This window comes from Stenotrophomonas sp. 21LCFQ19, from assembly GCF_056861425.1.
Window position 1 is genome coordinate 12,841 of the sequence record NZ_JBSPUF010000011.1, and the last position, 20,979, is coordinate 33,819.

Annotated in this window: 14 protein-coding genes and 1 pseudogene; 5 read left to right on the top strand and 10 right to left on the bottom strand. The window is 60.7% G+C overall.

What is annotated here, in order from left to right:
* The first annotated feature begins 252 nt into the window (after window positions 1-252).
* Window positions 253-1,575 carry a DNA cytosine methyltransferase gene (locus AC13FW_RS13010; RefSeq protein ID WP_482989335.1) on the top strand — a complete coding sequence of 441 codons (1,323 nt, stop codon included), beginning with the start codon at window positions 253-255 and terminating at the stop codon, window positions 1,573-1,575.
* 13 nt (window positions 1,576-1,588) lie between these two features.
* On the opposite strand, the gene AC13FW_RS13015 is transcribed toward AC13FW_RS13010, so the two are convergent.
* Window positions 1,589-2,866 carry a restriction endonuclease gene (locus AC13FW_RS13015; RefSeq protein WP_482989336.1) on the bottom strand — a complete coding sequence of 426 codons (1,278 nt, stop codon included), beginning with the start codon at window positions 2,864-2,866 and terminating at the stop codon, window positions 1,589-1,591.
* Between the two features lie 63 nt (window positions 2,867-2,929).
* On the opposite strand from AC13FW_RS13015, the pseudogene AC13FW_RS13020 reads away from it, so the two are divergent.
* Window positions 2,930-3,661 (top strand): annotated as a pseudogene (locus tag AC13FW_RS13020) (IS3 family transposase); the annotation flags it as partial.
* Window positions 3,662-3,698: 37 nt separating this feature from the next.
* Here the strand turns inward: AC13FW_RS13020 and AC13FW_RS13025 are convergent.
* Window positions 3,699-6,080 carry a hypothetical protein gene (locus tag AC13FW_RS13025; protein WP_482989337.1) on the bottom strand — a complete coding sequence of 794 codons (2,382 nt, stop codon included), beginning with the start codon at window positions 6,078-6,080 and terminating at the stop codon, window positions 3,699-3,701.
* Window positions 6,081-6,148: 68 nt separating this feature from the next.
* Complete coding sequence (gene aceE, locus AC13FW_RS13030; RefSeq protein ID WP_303748745.1) at window positions 6,149-8,836, bottom strand: pyruvate dehydrogenase (acetyl-transferring), homodimeric type; 2,688 nt, start codon at window positions 8,834-8,836, stop codon at window positions 6,149-6,151.
* 395 nt (window positions 8,837-9,231) lie between these two features.
* Here aceE and AC13FW_RS13035 point away from each other — a divergent pair, with 395 nt between their 5' ends.
* Window positions 9,232-9,729, top strand: coding sequence for a PadR family transcriptional regulator (locus AC13FW_RS13035; protein WP_482989338.1), 498 nt, complete (start codon window positions 9,232-9,234; stop codon window positions 9,727-9,729).
* A gap of 87 nt (window positions 9,730-9,816) precedes the next feature.
* Window positions 9,817-10,608, top strand: a complete 792-nt coding sequence (locus AC13FW_RS13040) for a siderophore-interacting protein (RefSeq protein ID WP_482989339.1) — start codon at window positions 9,817-9,819, stop codon at window positions 10,606-10,608.
* Between the two features lie 621 nt (window positions 10,609-11,229).
* Here the strand turns inward: AC13FW_RS13040 and AC13FW_RS13045 are convergent.
* Together AC13FW_RS13045 and AC13FW_RS13050 are read right to left on the bottom strand one after the other, a co-directional pair.
* The gene (locus AC13FW_RS13045; RefSeq protein ID WP_482989340.1) at window positions 11,230-11,991 is read right to left on the bottom strand and encodes a porin family protein; all 762 of its coding nucleotides are present in this window, start codon (window positions 11,989-11,991) and stop codon (window positions 11,230-11,232) included.
* A 52-nt stretch (window positions 11,992-12,043) separates the two neighbouring features.
* Window positions 12,044-13,108: a linear amide C-N hydrolase gene (locus AC13FW_RS13050; RefSeq protein WP_482989341.1), complete on the bottom strand. Its 1,065-nt coding sequence runs from the start codon at window positions 13,106-13,108 to the stop codon at window positions 12,044-12,046.
* Between the two features lie 161 nt (window positions 13,109-13,269).
* Between AC13FW_RS13050 and AC13FW_RS13055 the strand changes: the two genes are divergently transcribed.
* Entirely contained in the window at window positions 13,270-13,596 is a 327-nt protein-coding gene (locus tag AC13FW_RS13055; RefSeq protein ID WP_482989342.1) for a hypothetical protein, read from the top strand.
* 114 nt (window positions 13,597-13,710) lie between these two features.
* Here AC13FW_RS13055 and dcp read toward each other — a convergent pair whose 3' ends face one another.
* From dcp to AC13FW_RS13080, 5 genes are all read right to left on the bottom strand, one after another.
* Window positions 13,711-15,870, bottom strand: coding sequence for a peptidyl-dipeptidase Dcp (gene dcp / locus AC13FW_RS13060; RefSeq protein ID WP_482989343.1), 2,160 nt, complete (start codon window positions 15,868-15,870; stop codon window positions 13,711-13,713).
* 106 nt (window positions 15,871-15,976) lie between these two features.
* Window positions 15,977-16,579, bottom strand: coding sequence for a lysophospholipid acyltransferase family protein (locus tag AC13FW_RS13065; RefSeq protein ID WP_282271557.1), 603 nt, complete (start codon window positions 16,577-16,579; stop codon window positions 15,977-15,979).
* 3 nt (window positions 16,580-16,582) lie between these two features.
* The gene (gene arfB, locus AC13FW_RS13070) at window positions 16,583-17,014 is read right to left on the bottom strand and encodes an alternative ribosome rescue aminoacyl-tRNA hydrolase ArfB (RefSeq protein ID WP_482986772.1); all 432 of its coding nucleotides are present in this window, start codon (window positions 17,012-17,014) and stop codon (window positions 16,583-16,585) included.
* 666 nt (window positions 17,015-17,680) lie between these two features.
* Window positions 17,681-18,616 (bottom strand): hypothetical protein, encoded by a 936-nt coding sequence (locus tag AC13FW_RS13075; RefSeq protein ID WP_482989344.1) that lies wholly within the window; start codon window positions 18,614-18,616, stop codon window positions 17,681-17,683.
* On the bottom strand, window positions 18,613-20,973 hold the full coding sequence (locus AC13FW_RS13080) for an LTA synthase family protein (protein ID WP_482989345.1): 2,361 nt from the start codon (window positions 20,971-20,973) through the stop codon (window positions 18,613-18,615). Before AC13FW_RS13080 ends, AC13FW_RS13075 begins: the two co-directional genes overlap by 4 nt.
* Between the last annotated feature and the right edge of the window lie 6 nt (window positions 20,974-20,979).

A 20,979-nucleotide genomic window follows, 5' to 3' on the forward strand; every position in this document is an offset into this window, starting at 1 on the left:
GCCCGATAGCGCGAAGCTGAACCATGATCACGCGGAAGACGATAGCCCTCAACCTCTTGGCTCGATCACACCGAGCGACGCCCCATCCCATCGCCCGAAGCCCACACACCCAGCCAGCTCTCAGAAGCCTCTAAGTCGCACCTCCTGAGACCAAACCCAGCCAACATAGAGCACTTTCCGAGCACCTTGCTTACACACACCAAGGCAGCTAGGCGATCGACTTTCATCCGAGCTAGCCGTATAATTTGAAGCATGAGTAGACCTATCGGAATTGACCTCTTCGCAGGTGCTGGCGGCCTAAGCCTGGGCTTCGAACAAGCTGGCTTTGACGTTGTTGCTGCAGTTGAAATCGACCCAGTTCACGCCGCGGTGCATGCGTACAATTTCCCGGAATGCGCTGTCATTCCAAGATCCGTAACTGAACTCACGGGCGCGAAAATTCGCACCGCGAGCAGAATCGGGGACCAGAAGGTTGACGTTGTCTTCGGCGGCGCCCCCTGTCAGGGCTTTTCGCTTATTGGCCAACGTGCTCTCGACGATCCACGCAACTCCCTTGTGAAGGATTTCGTTCGGATCGTTAGCGAGCTAGATGCGAGCTACTTTGTGTTCGAGAACGTCAAGGGCCTAACGGTGGGTAAGCATCGAAAATTTCTAGACGAGATCATCGATGCCTTTGACGATGCCGGATACGACGTTCTGAGAGACTGGAAAGTCCTTAATGCCTGCATGTACGGAGTACCCCAGGATCGCCAGCGACTGTTCCTTATGGGCGCAAAGAGGGGCCTGAAGGTCCCAAGCTATCCCAATCCCATCACAGCGAAGCCAGGTACAAGCCGTAGCGACCTCCCATTCGGTCCAACTTGCAAAGACGCGCTCGGCGACCTTCCGGATGCCGAGCGTTTTGATGAATTGAAGGCCACAGATGAAGTAGCGACCAGAACTTGGGCAAAGCTTAGCTCGTATGCACAACTTATGAGGTGCGAAACGGAGAAGGGCTGGCATTTCGGCTACCGCCGCAAGTGGGACCCGGTGCTACTCACTTCAAGCCTTCGCTCTGAGCACACCGAGCTCTCGAGGGAACGGTTCTCGGAGACGATTCCCGGCGAAGTTGAGCCAATTTCAAGGTTCTTTAAGCTGTCACCCAAAGGCGTTAGCAACACGTTGCGCGCCGGGACAGATTCAGCCCGCGGTGCATTCACAAGCCCTCGCCCCATCCATTACAAGTGGAACAGATGCATCACTGTGCGCGAGATGGCTCGTCTGCACGGATTCCCTGACTGGTTCCGTTTGCACGCAACCAAATGGCACGGAGCTCGCCAAGTGGGCAACTCCGTCCCGCCTCCTCTAGCTCGTGCGGTAGCCAGCTCAGTAATGACCGCCTTGTCATGCAAACCAAGAACTGCAAAACGCACCCTGGAGTTAGGATCGACCGAGCTGCTCCGGATGAGCGTTGCAGAGGCATCTTCCTATTGGGGCATAGCCAGCCCAATCCAACAACGAACGCGAAAACTCGAACAAGATAAAGCGAAATCGCTTGATCCAGAAGGACCACAGGCCAGCCTTACCTTGAAGTAGAAGGCACTGGCGTCTAGTCCCATAGAACTTCCTCGGGCCGCCGACCACTAACCTGCTCTTCGTATGTGGAATCAACGTGCTCGAGAAACTTATCGTCGCTTCCAAAGCCGCCCGCGATGCGCATCTTCGCAACTTCTCCGGCAAGGACCGCACCGTTCAGCAGCATGACGGGGTATTGATCTTCATGGACTTCTCGTTGTACAGCTTCCGAGAAAAAAGATGTTGTGACATAAGCTCCGACCCAGCCGCGCCGCAGACGCGCTACAGTCCTTGCGATATGTACACCACCCGTAGGCGTGTCAACCTTCTCACACTTGGCCTGACCCAGAACAACAAGTTTTGTCCCCCACGATCCTTCCCCGATGTCTATGCGACCTACAAAGTCCAGGCCGCCATCGCCGGTACCTCTCGTAAGCCAGCCCCGCCGGTAAGCCGCACCAGTCCCGCGAACGCGAGACTCACACGCAAGACTCGCTAGCGCCTCAAATCTGTGCCTCTTCTCCGCATAGAACTGATAGATCGTCTCCAAGGTCCGACCAGCCACTGACGTTACCGGCATCACTTGGTCTTTCTTTTTCAGAATGTGATATCGGGCGACACGCCGTCTTACCTTTTCGATCTCAGGACTTCCATACTTAATCCAGTGCTGCCACGCTTTCGGCGCCATCGCGTTGGCTATCGAGGGTTCCTTGGCTGGATTGCGGCGCTCCCGAATCCACGCCATCGGTAAGCTTTCGTCTTCCTCGGTCAACGAAAGAACCGCGAGATCAAACAGATAATTCGTAAAGTACCCGCCGTTCTTCTCTGCGAATTGTGTCACACGATGAGCACCGGTAATCAGCGCCAGTCCAGCAAACTCTTTGAATCCCTTCTGTGATGATCGAAACAGAAGAACTGGTGCCGCTAGCTCCCGCTTCTCCCTGTTCGGGGAAGTGTGAAGCTCAAACTGCTCGAGCAACGTTCGATTTCCTCGAGCGCTCCCAGGGTCGACACCCGGAGATTTGTTATCGCCGAAATATCTAGCAAACCCTTCATCCGGCGCCAACGTATCGTGCCAAGGATTCTCAACTGAGCCGCGCTTATTCTCATTGCTCGCAAGCAAAATCACCGACAATCTTTTTCCGCCAACTGCCTCCGTTACCACTGGAGCGTTGATCCCACGCTCCAACTGCAGCGTGGCGTGACCAGGATCAGAAACAACGTGATAAAAATTAGGAATCCCATCGATGGCCCTTTCATCGGACCTAGCGGGCCGCGGATAGCGATACAACTCCCCCATTCGAAATCGCATTGCATGCACTCAGAATTTCCCTACGCCAGAGGTTACCTAACCTTACGGTACTGGCCAAGTGTCAATCGACCGGATAGGGACGAAGAGGTGATCGTGTTACTGGCCGAGCTCTCTGAGCGTTTTCCGGAGCCCGACTTCGGCAAGCTCTTTCAGCTGATTCGTCGCCGCGGTTTGGTATGGAATCACAAGCGTGTCTGACGTGTGTAATGCCTTATGAAGCTCAATCAGCGTCTGCGAGGGAAGAAGCGTCTTCCAAATCGACACCCGATGCCGTTGGTGGCCGGTGAGCAGATCAACGGCAGCTGGTCGATCGACTTCATGTCCGACGCGCTTTGGGATGGGCGACGGTTCCGTACATTCAACGTAATCTACGATTTCAGTCGCGAGGCATTGGCCATCGAAGTTGATCTGAATTTTCCAGCTACACGGGTCATTCGCACTTTGGAACGAATTGCGGCGTGGCGAGGCTATCCCGCAAAGCTTCGCCTGGACAACGGCCCCGAGTTCATCGCCCTGGCGCTGGCGGAATGGGCCGAGCGCAAGAACATCGCACTGGATTTCATCGAACCAGGACTGCCGATGCAGAACGGCTTCATCGAACGCTTCAACGGCAGTTTCCGACGTGGCGTGCTGGATATGCACGTCTTCCGGAATCTCGGAGAAGCACGCGAACAGGCGGAGCGGTGGCTGGCCGATTACAACACCGAGATACCTCACGACAGCCTCGGCGGGCTGATGCCCGCCGAATTCCGCCAGTACCACGAACCGGAAACCTCTAATTTAGCCTGGCATTGAAATGCGGGGAGTCGACACCTGCCCTTGCTTTCGACCGCTAGCCACTAAAGCCAATCTTCAACTTTAGTCGTTCGATCTCTATAGCTTCTTTAGATCTGGGGTCAATTTGCGATGATCGAGCGGTAACAACTAAGAAATGAGATTTAGCTAACGCCAGTTGCCTTGGCTTAGCCAACACGTAAGCCCAACACATCTGAATAGCGCATCGCAAAGGAGAGAAGCCGAGGCGCTCTGCCTTCTCCAGAGAGATCTTCGCGGCTCTCGCATTTCCTACTTTTGACTCAACAAATCCACGCGTGAACCATACCTCAGCTTCAGATGGCAGCAGTTCAGTGGCACGCTGTGATTTATGAAGCGCTTCAACTGGCCGCCTCCTATCCTGAACGAGGAAGTATGCGTAGCGATCATAAAGTAACCCGTTCATAGGATCAGCAGACACAGCCTGCTCATACATCTTTTCAGCTTCCTCCCAGTTCTTCTCGTTGCGATACTTATGTGCAGCTCGCGCCTGAGGCGTACGGAACGCGGCAGCAATGCGATCCCCTGAGAATGCTCGCGCACGATCCCAGAACGCCCGATAGGCCGAAAGCGCAGCATTGACGTCAGCTTGCGGGCATTCACGCCCCCTGCAAAACTCAAGGAAGTTCCTGGAGAAACTAACCTGAATATCTCCAGTCAAATGAACCACAGATGCAATGCCATTGGATTCCTCCAGCGCCTTTTCAGAATCCTGAATTGAAACGCCGTAAATGTCGCCACATATCCTCAAAAGCTGCGCATCATGAACGTCCGCAACACGCGTCATAAGTATCAGCAGCTTTTGAATAGACTGAGAAAATCTAGTCCAGGCATCTGAGAACAAAAATCTCCCGAGATCCCTTGCCAGCATCCCAGAGACCCTATTCTTAGCTTTCGCGACTGTGTCGTAGGCGGGATCCTGAAGAACGTTAATTAGAGCGTCAAGAACAATGGGTCTGCGTTCGAGCTGCTGGACGACCTCCAACAGTTCGGCATCTTTACTTCTCTTAAGCGCTTTAATACCCAGCTTATCAACACCTCGCTGCTTCAAGAAAGATACGGCATCCAGCGGGCTTAGTATTTGAACTTCGACCGGCTCCGCGCCAAGGAGTTCTCTGCGGCGCGACGTAACAATCACTCTCCCAAGCCTCCGAGAAACCTCCTTGATCTCTCTCCCAAGAGTCTCGCGATCTTGATCCGATTCGATCAACGTTTCCGCATTATCAATAACTATGAGATGTTCAGTCTTCTCTAGCTTTAGCTCGTCCCGCATAGCCAATTGCATGTATGAGGCCGCTGCCCCGACATCCTTCCTAAAGAAATCCGAAGAGGGGGATCGCCCTAGAAGCAGTCCATGCAAATGAACGAGAAGGCCATGAAGGCTAGGAAAACCCATCCCAACTGGAGATATACCATCCATTCCAAACTGAGTTCGCTTGGCCGTATAGAATGTTATAAGCTTCGGCTTCCACTCCGTGGGCAGATCCTCCTCGAGCAAGCGATGTAATGCTTCGATCACCAGAGTGGTCTTTCCGACCCCTCCATCACCGAAAATCAAGCAAGCTCGCGACTCAACATCACCGAGCCATTCATTGATTTCATGTATTTCTTTGTCGCGCGCAGTGAAGGTATCGGTAATCCGCGAAGGGATATAACACATGGGATTCCATGAGTTATCAAAAACGCTCAGAACTGGTACAAGCGGCCCATCGAACTTCGGAAATGGGTTCGCAACCTCATATTTCAGAGAATTCAAAATCCCCGACGCATCATAATATTGCGACTTAATCCTGATGGATGAGGGGCTAACTTTATGAATAGACCGAATTAGGACTGGATTGCCGCCGACAACCTTTATCATCCCAACCGAAATTCTTCTCTCCGCAGGTCCAAAGAAAACCTGACCATCCCGCTGAGCTTCTGGCAAAAGAGGCATTAAACAGGAAAGTACAAACGCAAATGCAGCTTCCTCTTCAGATCGCAAATACCCGCCAGGAAGACCATGCCCCTCCCCACCATCGTTGCGAAGCTCCACTGTAGCCCGCAACAAACCTTGTAACGTCTTTGGCTGCGAGCCACACAGCGTGGCAGAGCAATTGCCCTCAGGAATATCTTGAACCAAGCATTTATATACTCCCTGCCAACCACAACCCTCGGCAGCCACAAGAAGCACGTCAAGCGCTTCAACCAAAGAACCATCTGCGGCGCAATATAGCGCCTCAAGCAGCTCCTTGGGAGGATGACTTCCCACATTTGGTGGAAACTCGGCAAGCCATTCCACGAGACAATAATCAATCACCTGAATAACATGCCTAACGGATGAGACCCATACAACTCGCGCCTCCACATCCGACTCGATCGCCTTCAGCCGATTAACAATAGATTCAAAGTAAAGTCGCATTCCTTGCCCCCTTCCTAAATTAAAAAAAGGGGGGCATAGCCCCCCTTCTCAATCAACAATAACTTTAATCAAACCCCAACAGGATTAGCCTTCTCCGGATCAATCCCATACTGCTTGATAGCCCGGGCAACATCCTTCGCCGTCATCTTCCCATCCTTCGCAAGCGCCGCAATGGCCGCATGCGCGATGTAATAACGGTCAACCTCGAAGAAGCGACGCAGGTTCGCACGCGTGTCTGAACGGCCGAATCCGTCCGTGCCCAGTACCGAGTAGGTAGCCGGCACGAAGGCGCGGATCTGGTCGGTGTAGGCGCGCACGTAGTCGGTTGCGGCGATGACCGGGCCCTGGCGGCCTTCCAGCAGCTCGGTGACGTACGGCTTGCGCGGTTCGGCTTCCGGGTGCAGGCGGTTCCAGCGCTCGGCGTCGAAACCGTCGCGACGCAGTTCGTTGAAGCTCGGGCAGCTCCAGATGTCGGCGGTGACGCCGAAATCCTTGTCCAGCAGTTCGGCCGCTGCAATGGCTTCGCGCAGGATGGTGCCGCTGCCCAGCAGCTGCACGCGCAGCTCGCCCTTCTTCGGCTTGCCGGCATCGGTGAGCAGGTACATGCCCTTGATGATGCCTTCGGCTGCGCCTTCCGGCATGGCCGGGTGGGCGTAGTTCTCGTTCATCAGGGTGATGTAGTAGTACTCGTCGATCTGGTCTTCCATCATGGCCTTGGTGCCGTGCTGGAGGATGACGGTTACTTCAAAACCGAAGGTCGGGTCGTAGCTGCGCACGTTCGGGATGCCGCCAGCGACGATGTGGCTGAAGCCATCTTCGTGCTGCAGGCCTTCACCGTTCAGCGTGGTGCGGCCGGCGGTGCCGCCGAGCAGGAAGCCGCGGGTACGCATGTCCGCTGCCTGCCAGGCGATGTCGCCGATGCGCTGGAAGCCGAACATCGAGTAGTAGATGTAGAACGGCAGCATCGGCACGTTGCTGACCGAGTAGCTGGTACCGGCCGCCATCCACGAGGACATGGCACCCGGCTCGCTGATGCCCTGCTGCAGCACTTGGCCACTCTGGTCTTCGCGGTAGTACATGAGCTGGTCGGCGTCGACCGGCTTGTACTTCTGGCCGTACGGGGCATAGATGCCGATCTGGCGGAACAGGCCTTCCATACCGAAGGTGCGCGCTTCGTCGGCGACGATCGGCACCAGGCGCGGGCCCAGTTCCTTGTCACGCAGGCTGATGTTCAGCGTCTGCACGAAGGCCATGGTGGTGGAATAGGTGCGTTCGCCGGATTCCTTGAGCAGGCGCTCGTAGGTTTCCAGCTTCGGTGCGATGAAGGACTTGTCGGCCTTCTGGCGACGCTGCGGCAGGTAGCCGCCCATAGCAGCGCGACGCTCCTGCAGGTACTTCACTTCCGGCGAATCCGGGCCCGGGTGGTAGAACGGCACCTGGCCGTCCTTGAGCTGCTCGTCGGTGACCGGGATGTTGAAGCGGTCGCGGAAATGGCGGACCGATTCGTCGTCCAGCTTCTTGGTCTGGTGGGTGGGGTTGAGCGCTTCGCCAGCGCTGCCCATGCCGTAGCCCTTGACCGTCTTGGCCAGGATCACGGTCGGCATGCCCTTGGTGTTCACGGCCTGGTGGTAGGCGGCGTACACCTTGTGCGGGTCGTGGCCGCCACGGTTCAGGCGCCAGATGTCGTCGTCGGACAGACCGGCAACCATGGCAGCGGTTTCCGGGTATTTGCCGAAGAAATGCTCACGCGTATACGCGCCGCCGAAGGCCTTGCAGTTCTGGTATTCGCCGTCGACGGTTTCCATCATCAGCTTCTTCAGGACGCCATTGGTGTCCTTGGCCAGCAGGGCATCCCAGTAACCGCCCCACAGCAGCTTGATCACGTTCCAGCCGCCGCCACGGAACACGCCTTCCAGTTCCTGGATGATCTTGCCGTTGCCGCGCACCGGGCCATCAAGGCGCTGCAGGTTGCAGTTGACGACGAAGATCAGGTTGTCCAGGCCTTCGCGGCCGGCCAGCGCGATCGCGCCCAGGGTTTCCGGCTCGTCCGACTCGCCGTCGCCGATGAAGCACCACACCTTGCGGTCGCTCTTCTCGATCAGGCCGCGGTTTTCCAGGTAACGCAGGAACTGCGCCTGGTAGATGGCAGCCAGCGGGCCCAGGCCCATCGACACGGTCGGGGTCTGCCAGTAATCCGGCATCAGCCACGGGTGCGGGTAGGACGACAGACCGCCGCCGTCCACTTCCATGCGGAACTTGTCCAGCTGCTGCTCGCTGATGCGGCCTTCCAGGTAGGAACGCGCATAGATACCCGGGGCGCTGTGGCCCTGGATGAACAGCAGGTCGCCCGGGTGGTTGTCGCTGGGCGCGCGCCAGAAGTGGTTGAAGCCCACGTCATAGAGCGTGGCGCCCGATGCGAACGAGGCGATGTGGCCGCCCAGGTCGCCCGGCTTGCGGTTGGCGCGCACGACGGTGGCCATCGCGTTCCAACGGATGATGGAGCGGATGCGCCATTCCAGTTCCGCATTGCCGGGGCTCTTGGCTTCCAGCTGCGGCTCAATGGTGTTGACGTATTCGGTGGTGGGGGAGAACGGCAGGAACGCGCCCGAGCGACGGGTCAGTTCAACCATGCCTTCCAGCAACTGATGTGCGCGCTCGGGGCCCTCGACATCGATAACGGCCTTCAACGACTCGATCCACTCCTGGGTTTCCAGGGGATTCGTGTCGTTATCAAGCATCTCGTTCAACCAGTTCATTAGCGCTCCCAGTTACTGCACGCACGCGCGCGCTTGTCATTATTTTGAGCCGTAAAGTGTAGCGCACCCGGTACCTTGCCAAGCTGGCTACGCATGCGTATGGAGCGGCAAAAGCCAGTGTCTGCAAGACAGTTCGCGACAGTTCTCATGCGCCCACGAGGACAGCCGGAGACAGCTTCCGCACCCCTGCCAACATCCTTAATGGCGCTAAACACGGGGCGAAATTGCCATCTGCCGGGGTCAGCCCGATGACAGCCGGGCCAGCGAACGGCCCCGCCATTCACCAGGAATGCCCACCTTGCTGGTCTGCACCGTCCCATGGGAGGCGCTGCCATTTGCGCCGGAAGAGTTTTCGATATATCGTTTTGCGCAAATTCGATATATCGAAAACTTCCATGACCAGCCCGGAACCCCGCCGCTCCCCCACCCCGCGCCCCTTGGGCCGTGGCGATCTGCGCCTGTTGCTGCTGTCGCTGATCGGCGAGCAGCCGCGCCACGGCTACGAGCTGATCCAGCAGATCAGCGAGATGTTCGTGCGCGTCTACACGCCCAGCGCGGGCTCGGTGTATCCGCTGCTGGCAGACTTCGAGAAGCAGCGCTGGGTAAGCGCCGAGGAAGACGGCGGACGCAAGCGCTACCACATCACCAATCTTGGCCAGGCCCAGCTCAAGCTGCGCGCCGAGGACGTGGAAACCGCGCGCATGCGTGCCCGCCACAACTCGCGCGTCATCGCCAGGGAAAGCCTGCCGGCGCCGCTACGCGATGCCATGCACCAGTTCACCCACTCGTTGATGTTGCGCAAAGGCGATTGGCAGGACGCCGATGTCGCGCGCATCGCCGGCTTGATTGCAGAAGCGACCGCACTGGTACAGCAGCAGTCGCAGGAAAACTGATTCGCACCACCGTTATTCATTACGACCCAGCCAGAGCGATCCAGCCACGTCATCCCGGCCTTGCCGACACTGACCCCAGGTACCCCCATGTCACAGCATGAAACCCAATTGATCCGCATGACCCCGCGTTTCCGCCAGCTGCAGGTAGTGCACACGGAACGCCTGACCCCGAACATGCAGCGCGTTGTTGTAGGCGGCGATGCGCTGGAAGGTTTTGACAGCCGCTCACCGGATGACCATGTGAAGCTGTTTTTCGCCAATGCCGAAGGCGAATTTGTATTGCCGGAACTCACCGAACAGGGCCCGCGCTATCCGGAAGGCAAGCAGCCGTCACCGGCACGCGATTACACGCCGCGCTTCTACGACGCCGATGCTGGTGAGCTGGTGCTGGACTTCGTGCTGCATGGTGATGGCCCGGCCACGAGTTGGGCAGCCACCGCCAAGGTTGGCGACGCGTTGGTGGTTGCCGGCCCGCGTGGTTCGCATGTGGTGGCCGATGACTTCGACTGCTATGTGCTGATTGGTGATGAGACCGCATTGCCAGCGATTGCGCGGCGCTTGGAAGAACTGCCGGAAGGTGCGGTGGCCGAGGTGTTCATCGAGATCCCGGAAGAAGGTGACCGGCAGCCGCTGGAGAGCGCGGCGCAGGTGACTGTGTCGTGGTTCGAGCGCAATGGCTTTGATGCGGCCAGCAGTACCTTGCTGGAGGACGCGCTGGTGGATTTCGAGCAGCCTGATGGTGATACGCACTACTGGATTGCCACCGAGTCCAAGCGTGCGCGGATGATGCGCAAGTTTGTGGAAGGGCATTTGCAGGTGCCGAAAGAGTGGATTCGCGCGACCGGGTATTGGAAGGCGGATCCGAACGAGGTGGAGTGATGCTTGAGGTCTGACCCTTCTCCCCTCGGGAGAAGCAAAGGGCCTGCCCCCGCGAAGGCGGGGGTGCCCGGAGGGCAGATGAGGGTTGGTGCGAAGCACCTGCGGGGCATGATTGTCAGGGGCTTCGCCCCCCACCCTCACCCCAACCCCTCTCCCGGAGGGAGAGGGGCTTTAGCGCCTTCCTTCTCCCCTCGGGAGAAGGTGCCCGAAGAGCCTGCCCCCGCGAAGGCGGGGGGCGGATGAGGGTTGGTGCGAAGCACCTGCGGGGAATGATTGCCCTGGGGCTTCGCCCCCACCCTCACCCCAACCCCTCTCCCGGAGGGAGAGGGGCTTTTAGCGCCTTCCTTCTCCCCTCGGGAGAAGGTGCCCGGAGGGCGGATGAGGGTTGGTGCGAAGCACCTGCGGGGGATGATTGCCCTGGCCCCCCCCCACCCTCACCCCAACCCCTCTCCCGGAGGGAGAGGGGCTTTAGCGCCTTCCTTCTCCCCTCGGGAGAAGGTGCCCGGAGGGCGGATGAGGGTTGGTGCGAAGCACCTGCGGGGAATGATTGTCAGGGGCTTCGCCCCCTACCCTCACCCCAACCCCTCTCCCGGAGGGAGAGGGGCTTTTAGGCTTCGGGCTTTATTTACCTGCCCCGAAGCGGTAGGTCACGCCCAACATCGGGCCTGACAGGGATACATCCAGGCGCTTGCCCTTGTCGCGGTAATCCAGGCTCTGGTGGCGGTAGCCCATCGATACGAACAAGTTGTCCGTCGCCTGGTAGTTGGCCAGTGCCAACAGCTGCCAGGTCGAATCCGAACCCACACCAAAGCCGCCTACATCCACATAGGCAATGCTGCTCCAGCGCGGGCTCAGCGTCTGTCGCCAACGCACGCCGGCAATCGGGTCGACGAAGGTGGAATCCGAACGCGCCGATACCAGGCCGGGCACGTTCACCGCTGCATTGATGTCCCAGTAACGCGCGCCGGCCAACAGGTCGATGCCGGTACGCTCGTTCGCCGACCAGGCATAACCTGCAGTCACGGTTACCGAGGTCTGCTTCACTTTCACGTCCGCTGCCACGCCAATCGGCAGCGGCGTCGAATCCGAGGTGGACGCATGGGTGAAATCGGCCTGCAGCACGAAGTTGCCGCGGCGTGCGGTGCCGGTGATGAACGCCGCAGCGTCGAGGTCCTCCATCAGCTCGGAGAAGGACTTGTGCACATCCGCCGTCGGTGCGCTGCGGAACGGCCGTACCTGCCCTTCCATGCCGCTCATCCACACATAAGGTGTGGCCTGGAAGCGCCAGCTGTCATCGTTGTCGTTGCTCTGTGCGTGCGCGAGCGGAATGCCGCCAATTGCCAGCAGCAGGCACAGGTATTTGCAGGTGAATCGGGTTTTCATTGAAGCTCCAGATGGTGCGCGCCCGGTTGCCCGGGCACGCCGATTGCTCGCCTTAAATGCCCAGGAAACGGAACGGCTTGGCGTCCTTGAACTGGGCGTTGGCTTCACCCGCGTAGATGGTGCGCTGCTGGTTGCCAAGGTCCAGACGCTTCACCTTGCCGCCGCGCTCGCTGAAGTCGATCTTCTTCAGGTCCACCCAGAACACATTGGGTGCCAGTGCGGATTCGAAGTAGTAGCGCATGCGCGACTGGTCGGAGACCGTGCGCCAGCGCGTGGAGGAGATATTCGGCTGGTCCGGCGTGGTGATGCCGTACGGCACCGATACATTGCGGATCACGCCGAAAACGCTGGCGGTGGATTCCACCGGGTCGGTCGACTTGGGAATGGCGTCGATATAGAAGGCGGCGCGCGCGAAGCGATCCGAGGCACGGTTGGTGCCGGGCAACATCACCGTGCCGCCGATCTGCCGCCAATAGGTTTCCAGTGCCAGCTGCTCTTCGAAGATCGGCGAGTTGGTCATCACCTTGTAGTCGCGGCTGTGATGGATGACCTGCTTGCCCTTGATGTACTCGATGATGGCGCTGTCGCCACTGGCATCGGAGATGGACAGGTGCAAGGTGGCCAGGCGCTGCTCACCGGGCGCTGCATCGCTGACCAGGGTGAAGGGCTCGGCGCTCAATACCTTCACCGCTTCCTCGACGGTGGCGAAGTTGTCGAGCATGTACTGCGTCCACACCGAGATGGCCAGGCCGGGCTTGCCGCTGTTGCGCTCGGGGTATTCGGACTCGGCCAGCCACAGCAGGTTGGCGACCAGGCCGGCTTCGTTCATGCCGTCGGTGGTGGAGATGTCGTAGGCACTGGCGATCACGCTGCCGTAGCGCGAGGTCCACTTCAGCGTATCCGGGCCGGTCTCGCCGTTGCGCTGCATGCCACGCGGGAACATCCACAGATGGGTGCCGGTGTCGATCTTGTAGTCCATCGAACGGCCGGTGAAGATTTCATTGCCGGCGCCGTGGTAGACGAAACGGGTGCAGGCATCGGCCTCGGACTGCACGCCTGCCATACCGAAAAGTACGGTGGCACAGGCGGCAATGATGGATCGCTTGGCTGATTTCATGGGGTTAGCTTCCTTGGCTTGATCAGGTCAGAGATACAACCGGAACGATCCTAGCAGTCATTCATTGTCCTGCCGCGACTTGGTTGGCAGTCCTGCAAAACAGCAACCAGACATTGGGCCGCTGCTATGCTCCTCACATATTCGAACGGAGGAACTGCCCCATGCCTCAAATCACACCGCATTACACCGCTGCCATCCTCCGCCCGCTGCTGGTCGGCGGCCTGCTGAGCATCGCCCTGAGCGGTTGCCTGAGTGCGCCGCCGCTTAGCGACGATCCCAATTTCGGCCGCTGCAGCGATGCCTCCGTGCAATGGGCGGTGGGCACGGTGAATGACGAGGCCACCGTGCGTCGCCTGAAGACGGAGAGCGGTGCAGGCCTGGTCAATCCGATCGGCCCAACCACGATTGTTTCCCGCGATATCCGCCAGGACCGCCTGCGCGTCTATACCGATGCCAACAACGTCATCACCAAGGTGCGTTGCGAGTAACACCAGCGCGCTGCAGCCTGCAGCACCGCACACGCACAAACACGAACGGCAGGGTCTCCCCTGCCGTTCGTCGTTTCACACGCTCACACGTGCGAGCGTTTGTTTCGAGCCCGCTTACTTCAAGCCGCGGTTGTGCAGCAGCGGTTCGACGCTCGGGTCCTTGCCGCGGAAGTCGCGGTAGGCCGTTGCCAAGTCACGGGTATTGCCGATCGACAGGATCTTGTCGCGGAACACCTGGCCGTTCTCACGGGTCAGGCCACCGTTCTCCTTGAACCACTCGAAGGCGTCATGGTCGATCATCTCCGCCCAGAAGTAGGCGTAGTAACCGGCCGAATAACCGCCGCCCCAGATGTGGTCGAAGTAGCTGCTGCGGTAACGCGGCGGCACCTGGGCCAGATCCACCTTGTAGCGCTTCAGCGCATCGGCTTCGAACTTGTCCACGTCCTGCAGCGGTGCGTCAGCGCCCTGCGTATGCCAGGCCAGGTCCAGCAGCGCCGCCGACAGGTATTCGGTGGTCATGTAGCCCTGGTTGAAGGTCTTGGCCTTGGCGATCTTGTCGACCAGCTCCTGCGGCATCGCTGCCTTGGTCTGGTAGTGCTTGGCGTAGTTGGCGAACACCTTCGGGTCCGAAGCCCAGTGCTCGTTGAACTGCGACGGGAACTCGACGAAGTCACGCGGCACGCCGGTGCCGGCCACGCTCGGGTACTTGGTGTTGGAGAACATGCCATGCAGGGCGTGGCCGAACTCGTGGAACATGGTGGTCACGTCGTCCCAGCTCAGCAGCGCGGGCTGGCCGGCGGCAGGCTTGGTGAAGTTGCTGACGTTGTAGACCACCGGCTTGGTGCCGGTCAGGCCGTCCTGTTCGACGAATACGTCCATCCAGGCGCCACCGGACTTGCTGTCGCGCTTGTAGAAGTCGGCGTAGAACAGCGCCAGCGGCTGGCCGTTGGCATCGGTAACTTCAAACACGCGCACGTCCGGGTGATACACCGGCAGGTCCTTGCGCTCCTTGAAGGTCAGGCCGTAGAGCTGGTTGGCGGCGTAGAAAACGCCGTTCTGCAGCACGTTGTCCAGCTCGAAGTAGGGCTTGATCTGCGACTCGTCCAGGTCGTACTTGGCCTTGCGCACCTGCTCGGCGTAGAAGTCCCAATCCGATGCGCTGGCCTTGAAGCCACCCTTCTGTGCGTCGATCACCTTCTGGATCTCGGCCAGCTCGCCGCGTGCCTTGGCGGTGGCCGCCGGCACGGTGTCGGTCAACAGCTTGAGCGCGTTGGCCGGCGTCTGCGCCATCTGGTCGGTCAGGTTGTAGGCGGCGTAGTTCGGGAAGCCGAGCAGCTTGGCCTTGGCCGCACGCAGCTGGGCCAGGCGCTGGATGATGGCGCGGGTGTCGTTGGCATCACTGTGCTCGGTGCGGGTTTCCGAGGCCTGCAGCACCTTGGCGCGCACGTCGCGGTCCTGCAGCGAGCCGAGTGCCGGCTGCTGGGTGGTGTTCTGCAGGCTCAGCACCCACTTGCCGTCGAGCTTGCGGCCCTTGGCAGCGTCTTCGGCGGCGGCGATGTCGCCATCGGACAGACCAGCCAGCTGCGCCTTGTCATCGATGACCACCGCACCGGCGGCGGTGGCCGCGACCAGCTTGTTGTGGAAGTCGTTGGACAGGGTGGCTTCTTCGGCGTTGTATTGCTTCAGCGCTTCCTTGTCGGTATCGCTGAGCTCGGCACCGGCCTTGACGAAGCCCTTGTAGGTTTCCTCGACCACGCGCAGCTGCTCGGCGTCCAGGCCGGCTTCGGCGCGGCCGTCATAGATGCTCTTGATGCGCGCGAACAGCTTGGCATCGAGGTGGATGGCATCACCATGCGCGGCCAGCTTGGGCACCACGTCTTCCTGGATCTTCTGCCGCTCCGGGTTGGTATCGGCCTGCACCACGCTGAAGAACACGCGGCTGACGCGGTCCAGGATGGCGCCGGACTTCTCCATCGGCAGCAAGGTGTTGTCGAAGGTGGCCGGCTGGGTGTTGTCGGTGATCTGCTTGATCTCGGCCAGCTGCTGGCGCATGCCTTCTTCGAAGGCCGGCAGGTAATCGCTGTCCTTGATCTTGTCGAAGGCCGGTGCCTGGAACGGCAGCGAGCTGACAGTCATGAACGGGTTGGTGGAGGCATCGCCCGGCTTGGCGGCCTCCGCAGGTGCATTGGCGGTCACGGGGGCAGTGGACTCCTTGCCAGAACAGGCGGCCAGCGCAAGGCTGATGGCGGCGGCCAGAACAACGGTACGCGACATGAAACGGCTCCTTGGGAACGGGCTTCGAACAGCCCATCACCCTACTCCGTTCCCCTGTGAGCGGCATGTGCCGATGGTGGCGCCAAGCCGCGCCGGACGCGGCGGCTCAGCCGCTGCCGCGGTTGCGGCCCATCCACTGCCGGTACCACTGGCGAACGGCGGCCATGTCGGCCACGTCGTCACCGGTCGTATGGAACACCGGACCGAAGCCGATGACCTTTTCCGGGTAATGGAAATAGGCCGGGATGATGGGCACATCGGCCATGCGCGCGATTTTCAGGAAGCCGCCCTTCCATTCAGTCACCGGCTTGCGCGTGCCTTCCGGCGCCAGCGCATACCAGATCTGCTCGCTGTCGCGGATCATCGCCACCGCCTGGCCGACGGTGCCCTGCGGCGAACTGCGGTCCAGGGGCACCACGCCCATGCGCCGCAGCACCAGGCTCAGCGGCCACCAGAACAGCTTGTCCTTGCCGAGGATGCGGGCTTCAAGGCCCAAGGCCATCTTTGCCGCCAGCCCCCACAGGCCATCCCAGTTGGACGAATGTGGCGCAGCGATCACCACCGCCTTGGCCAGGTCCGGAACCGGCCCACGGATATGCCAGCCGCCCAGACGCAGCACGCTGCGCCCAAGCCAACGGCTGAAGGCGGCGCCTTTGCGCTGCGGGACGGCGGCAGGAACAACCGGAACGGTCGGTGGCGTGTTGCTCAAGCACTACTCCCAATTACGTGTGGAACGGCCGCGCTTGACCTGCGCGCGTTCCTTTTTCTGGTCCAGGCGGCGCAGTTTCGAGCCGTAGGTAGGCTTGGTCGCCACCCGTGGCTTGGGCACGCTCAGGCTGGCCTGGATGAAGCTGGCCAGCCGTTCGCGCGCATCCTGGCGGTTGCGGTCCTGGGTGCGGAAGCGCTGCGCATCGATCACCAGCACGCCTTCGCTGGTCACCCGGCGGTCGCGACGGGCAAGCAGGCGCTCGCGCAGTGGTTCGGGCAGGGACGGCGAACCGGCGATGTCGAAACGCAGCTCCACCGCGGTGGAGACCTTGTTGACGTTCTGCCCGCCCGCGCCGGACGCGCGCACGAAACGCTCGACGATCTCCGTTTCCGGTATCGCCAATCGTTCCGAGATTTCAATCTGCTCCGTCGCCATCGGCGCATTGTAAGGGCTGTGGCGGTTTTAGCCGCCTCCCATCGGTAAAGCGCAGCGGTTGCCTCCTCACCTGCCCGCGGCTGCTGACCCCTCCCTTACGCATAGCGCAGGTGAAGGCTGGGGAGAGGGGTGTCTTTCGCGGCTGCCTTTGTGTGACAGCACAGCCAACGTAGCCCGGGTAAGCGCAGCGCACCCGGGGCTCTTCCTGGCTGGCAGTAACGCTCACCCGATCATTGCATCCCGGGTGCGCTGCGCTTACCCGGGCTACAGAGCTTGATCTTGGGGGCGGGCTGATTGCCGGGGTACGGCGGCCTTGGAAGCACCCCTCCCCAGCCCTCCCCTTTGCTACGCAAAAGGGAGGGAGCGAAGCGTGCGCTCGCGACGTCTGCCGGGGGCGCAGCCATCTGCCCCCTCCCTTGCGCGGAGCGCAGGGGAGGGTTGGGGAGGGGTGCCTTTCGCGGCTGAGGTTGAGTACTTGCGCTGGTTCTGACTACAGCGACTTGTGGCTGAGCTTTGCTGGGCGGCTGAGGCTTTAGAAGCACCCCTCCCCAGCCCTCCCCTTTGCTGCGCAAAAGGGAGGGGGCTCAAGCAAAGGCACCCTTCCCCGGCCCTGCCCTGCGCTGCGCGCAAGGGAGGGAGCACAGCCTGCGCGAGGGAGGGTTCCATTCATTCCCAATACTGCCCAGCCCAGCGCCGGTAGGCGCGGTAGTGATGGATCGCGAAGCCGTCGAACGAGGGCTCGTTACGCAGCGCACGTTCCACTTTGCGCACTTCCTGTTCGAACACCTTGGGCCCTTCTTCATGGAAGGTGACCTTGTCGATGTCGTTGGACGAGACTTCCAGCCCGATCACCACCTTCTTGCCGACTTCATTGGCATAGGCGATCTCGCTGGCCGCGTGCGAGAGGATGCTGTCCCGACCCTCGGCCTTGTCGCGGTAGTCCATCAAGGCAACGTAGTCGTAGATGTTGATGGTGTGCTCGCTGACCGGACGATGACGTCCATTCCAGTCCACCTCGATGCCGTCCAGCCAGAACGGAATCGCCGGACCAACCGCCAAGGTCGCGCCGCTCTCCTGCTTGATGCGCATCACCGCCGCGCTCATGTCGAGGAAACCAATCAGCAAGTCCGCACGCGTGTCGTCATCCCATTCGTCGAGGATATGCGGCTCGATGTCGAGGTTGGCGCCATCAAAGCGCGCGACTTCCGGCACCGACGCGTTGTAGTCCACCACCCGCCGGAACATCGCCTCGGCCTCCTTGCGGTGCTCCGGCAACACGTACTTCTGTGTGCTCAGGTACCAGGAACCCAGCAAGGCATACACCTTCATGTTCTTGCTGTGCAGGCGTTCGATGAAGGCGCGGTACAACTGTGGCTGCTCGACGATGAGATTGCGGTCCTTGTAGGCGTCGGCATACAGATACACGGTGTCGATACGCTGCGACTTGAGATACGCCACCGCTTCATCGGCGACCGCCGGGTCTTCGATCATCGCGTACGACTCGGCTTCCCAGGTCCAGATCGCGCGACTGGCCGCTGCCGCCTGCGCCATTGGCAGTACACACAGCACGGTCAACAAGCCAAGACCAAACATCCGGCTCATTGCGACTTCTCCACGCCTGCAGCGGCGTCCACCTGCAGATGGTAACGGCCCTGCCCGATCGCCTTGCCGTTGTCCGGATCGGACGGGAACACCGACACGTAGCAACGGCCACCGCACTCCTGCGGCAGGCGCAGCTGCAACTGCACCTGCTGGCTGCCACCCGGCGGCAGCTGCATTGCCTGCCCATACACTTCCTGCAGTTCGCGGCCATCCTCGGCGGACATTACCGCCAGCGGCACAAACAAGCGACTTGGTTTGGGATCGCCACTGCTGAACACCGCGGTCAAGCGCACGCCATCGGCGACGGTGGCAAGCTCGGCCGAGGCCAACGACACACCATGCGCTGCTGGTGCGGCCGCCACTTCGGCAGCAGCTGCAGGCGCGCTGTACGCGACCAATTTCGGCGTCGCACCTTCCGGCGTCAGCGCGTTCTTCTGCATGAAGATCGCATTGGCCTGGGTGTAACGCTGCAGCCGCTGCAGGGCCCAGGAACGCACGCCGGCGTCGTCGGTTCCGGCCAGGTGCATGCCGTCCTGCAGCTCGAACAACTTGCCGTCATGCAGCCACCAACGCCCGGCCAGATACTCCGGCGCACTGGTCTTGGTCTGCTTCAAGGGGAATTGCTGGTTGCTGCGGAAGCTCTCGGCCATGTCCAGGCCGGTGCCCAGCCACGGCGTCTGTGCCGGCCGCTTCAGCCCATAGGTATTGGACAACAAGGCGATCAGCGATGGCGTCACGTCCAGTTGCGAGGACACCGCACGGATGCGCCTGGGCTGCTTCAGCAATGGCGAGAACACGATCAAGGGCACGTGGTAGCGGTCCACATGCTCGCCCATCGGGATCTCCGGCAAGCGATGGTCGCCGGTGATGACGAAGATGGTATTGGCATACCACGGGGTCTTTTCCACCGAGGCGAAGTAGCGACGCAGCTGCTCGTCGGTGTACAGGATGGTGCTGTAGATGTCGGTACTGGCGCGGTAGCTGGCACGCTGCGCCTCCGGCACCTGCAGCTGCTGCAGGCGCTGCTCGAACTGCTTGCGGTAGACATCCTGATCCGGGAACTCGTAGCTGGTGTGCATCGAGATGGTCTGGATCGCGGTCAGGAACGGCGCCTGCACGCTGTCATTGTCGGCCAGCACCCGCGAGATCAGCTCCTTGTCCGGGTAACCCCAGGCACTGAAGGGATTGCGCTGATAGCCATCACCGAAATTGTTCATGTCGACCAGCGTCTGCACCTGCTGGCCTTGCATATAGGCGCGCTCGTTGTCGAAGCTGGTGTCGGTGCCGTTGTAGAAGGCGGTGTTATAGCCCTGCTGGCGCAGCACGCTGAACAAACCAGGATGCGCCGGCATGCGATCGCCGAGACCGGTGAAGCCTTCGTCGGCGAACGGTGCCGAACCAATCAGGGTCGGCAGCACACCGAAGGTGCGGCCCTGGTTGGCGAGGAAGTTGTCGAAGTACAGGCTGCGCCCAGCCAACTCATCGAGGAACGGGGTGAAGCTGCCCAGCGATGCCTGCGGGCCGGAGAACGAGCGGCCCAGACCTTCGACCACGATCAACACGACATTCGGCGGACGGCCATCGCTGGTCGGCGAGAAATTGGGGCCCAGTACGTCCGGCGTCTGCTCCGGGCGCAGGAACGGGAAGTTCGGATCCAGCGGAGCCTCATCGCTGGCGACGGCGCTGGGAACGACCGCCACATCCGACTCGCCCTTGAACCAGCGCCACACATCGCCGCTGAACCAGGCCAGCTTGTTGCAGGCCAGGTCCCGCGAGGCAACGTCCTTCAACGCCGCCGCACCGCTGGGCAGCGGGAGAATCCAGGCAACACCCGCAGCCACCAACCACACCGTGCTCCACACCGTGGAGCCACGCGCATCGCGTCGTGCCAGCCACAACAGGCCCGCCCACAACACCAGCAGCGGCAGTGCCATCGCCAACACGCCACGCAACCCCAAGGGTGCGCCATCGGCCAGCGTGGTGCGGATTTCGGCAAGGCTGTAACCGAACAGATCCGCCCCCAGCGGCACATGCGCCACCTGGAAATACTGGTCAAGCAGCACCTGCACCACGATGAACAGCGACCACAGCACGCCCAAGGCGATGTACCGCGGAAAGGCACGTTTGATCGCCAGCAGTGGCAGCGACAACAGCACCAGGATCGGCACCGAGCGCAGCAGCATCAGCAGCGCCTGTGCACCGGCAATACCGACAATCGCGCCGGTCTGCGTACTGCCGCCGGCAGCTGCCACACCGCTGCTGACCGCCATCGCGACCAGCACCGCCTGCGCAAGCAGCAACACCGGGAAGGCCGAAGAGAAGCGGGCCCAGGCGCCGCCGTCATGCGTGGAAATCATCGTCAG

Bases quoted from the DNA above. Each gene is read 5' to 3' on its own strand.
- AC13FW_RS13025 (WP_482989337.1), bottom strand. From the start codon at position 6,080: ATGCGACTTTACTTTGAATCTATTGTTAATCGGCTGAAGGCGATCGAG.
- AC13FW_RS13050 (WP_482989341.1), bottom strand. From the start codon at position 13,108: ATGAAATCAGCCAAGCGATCCATCATTGCCGCCTGTGCCACCGTACTT.
- AC13FW_RS13040 (WP_482989339.1), top strand. From the start codon at position 9,817: ATGTCACAGCATGAAACCCAATTGATCCGCATGACCCCGCGTTTCCGC.
- AC13FW_RS13055 (WP_482989342.1), top strand. From the start codon at position 13,270: ATGCCTCAAATCACACCGCATTACACCGCTGCCATCCTCCGCCCGCTG.
- dcp (WP_482989343.1), bottom strand. From the start codon at position 15,870: ATGTCGCGTACCGTTGTTCTGGCCGCCGCCATCAGCCTTGCGCTGGCC.
- AC13FW_RS13045 (WP_482989340.1), bottom strand. From the start codon at position 11,991: ATGAAAACCCGATTCACCTGCAAATACCTGTGCCTGCTGCTGGCAATT.
- AC13FW_RS13010 (WP_482989335.1), top strand. From the start codon at position 253: ATGAGTAGACCTATCGGAATTGACCTCTTCGCAGGTGCTGGCGGCCTA.
- AC13FW_RS13075 (WP_482989344.1), bottom strand. From the start codon at position 18,616: ATGAGCCGGATGTTTGGTCTTGGCTTGTTGACCGTGCTGTGTGTACTG.
- arfB (WP_482986772.1), bottom strand. From the start codon at position 17,014: ATGGCGACGGAGCAGATTGAAATCTCGGAACGATTGGCGATACCGGAA.
- AC13FW_RS13080 (WP_482989345.1), bottom strand. From the start codon at position 20,973: ATGATTTCCACGCATGACGGCGGCGCCTGGGCCCGCTTCTCTTCGGCC.
- AC13FW_RS13035 (WP_482989338.1), top strand. From the start codon at position 9,232: ATGACCAGCCCGGAACCCCGCCGCTCCCCCACCCCGCGCCCCTTGGGC.
- AC13FW_RS13015 (WP_482989336.1), bottom strand. From the start codon at position 2,866: ATGCGATTTCGAATGGGGGAGTTGTATCGCTATCCGCGGCCCGCTAGG.
- aceE (WP_303748745.1), bottom strand. From the start codon at position 8,836: ATGAACTGGTTGAACGAGATGCTTGATAACGACACGAATCCCCTGGAA.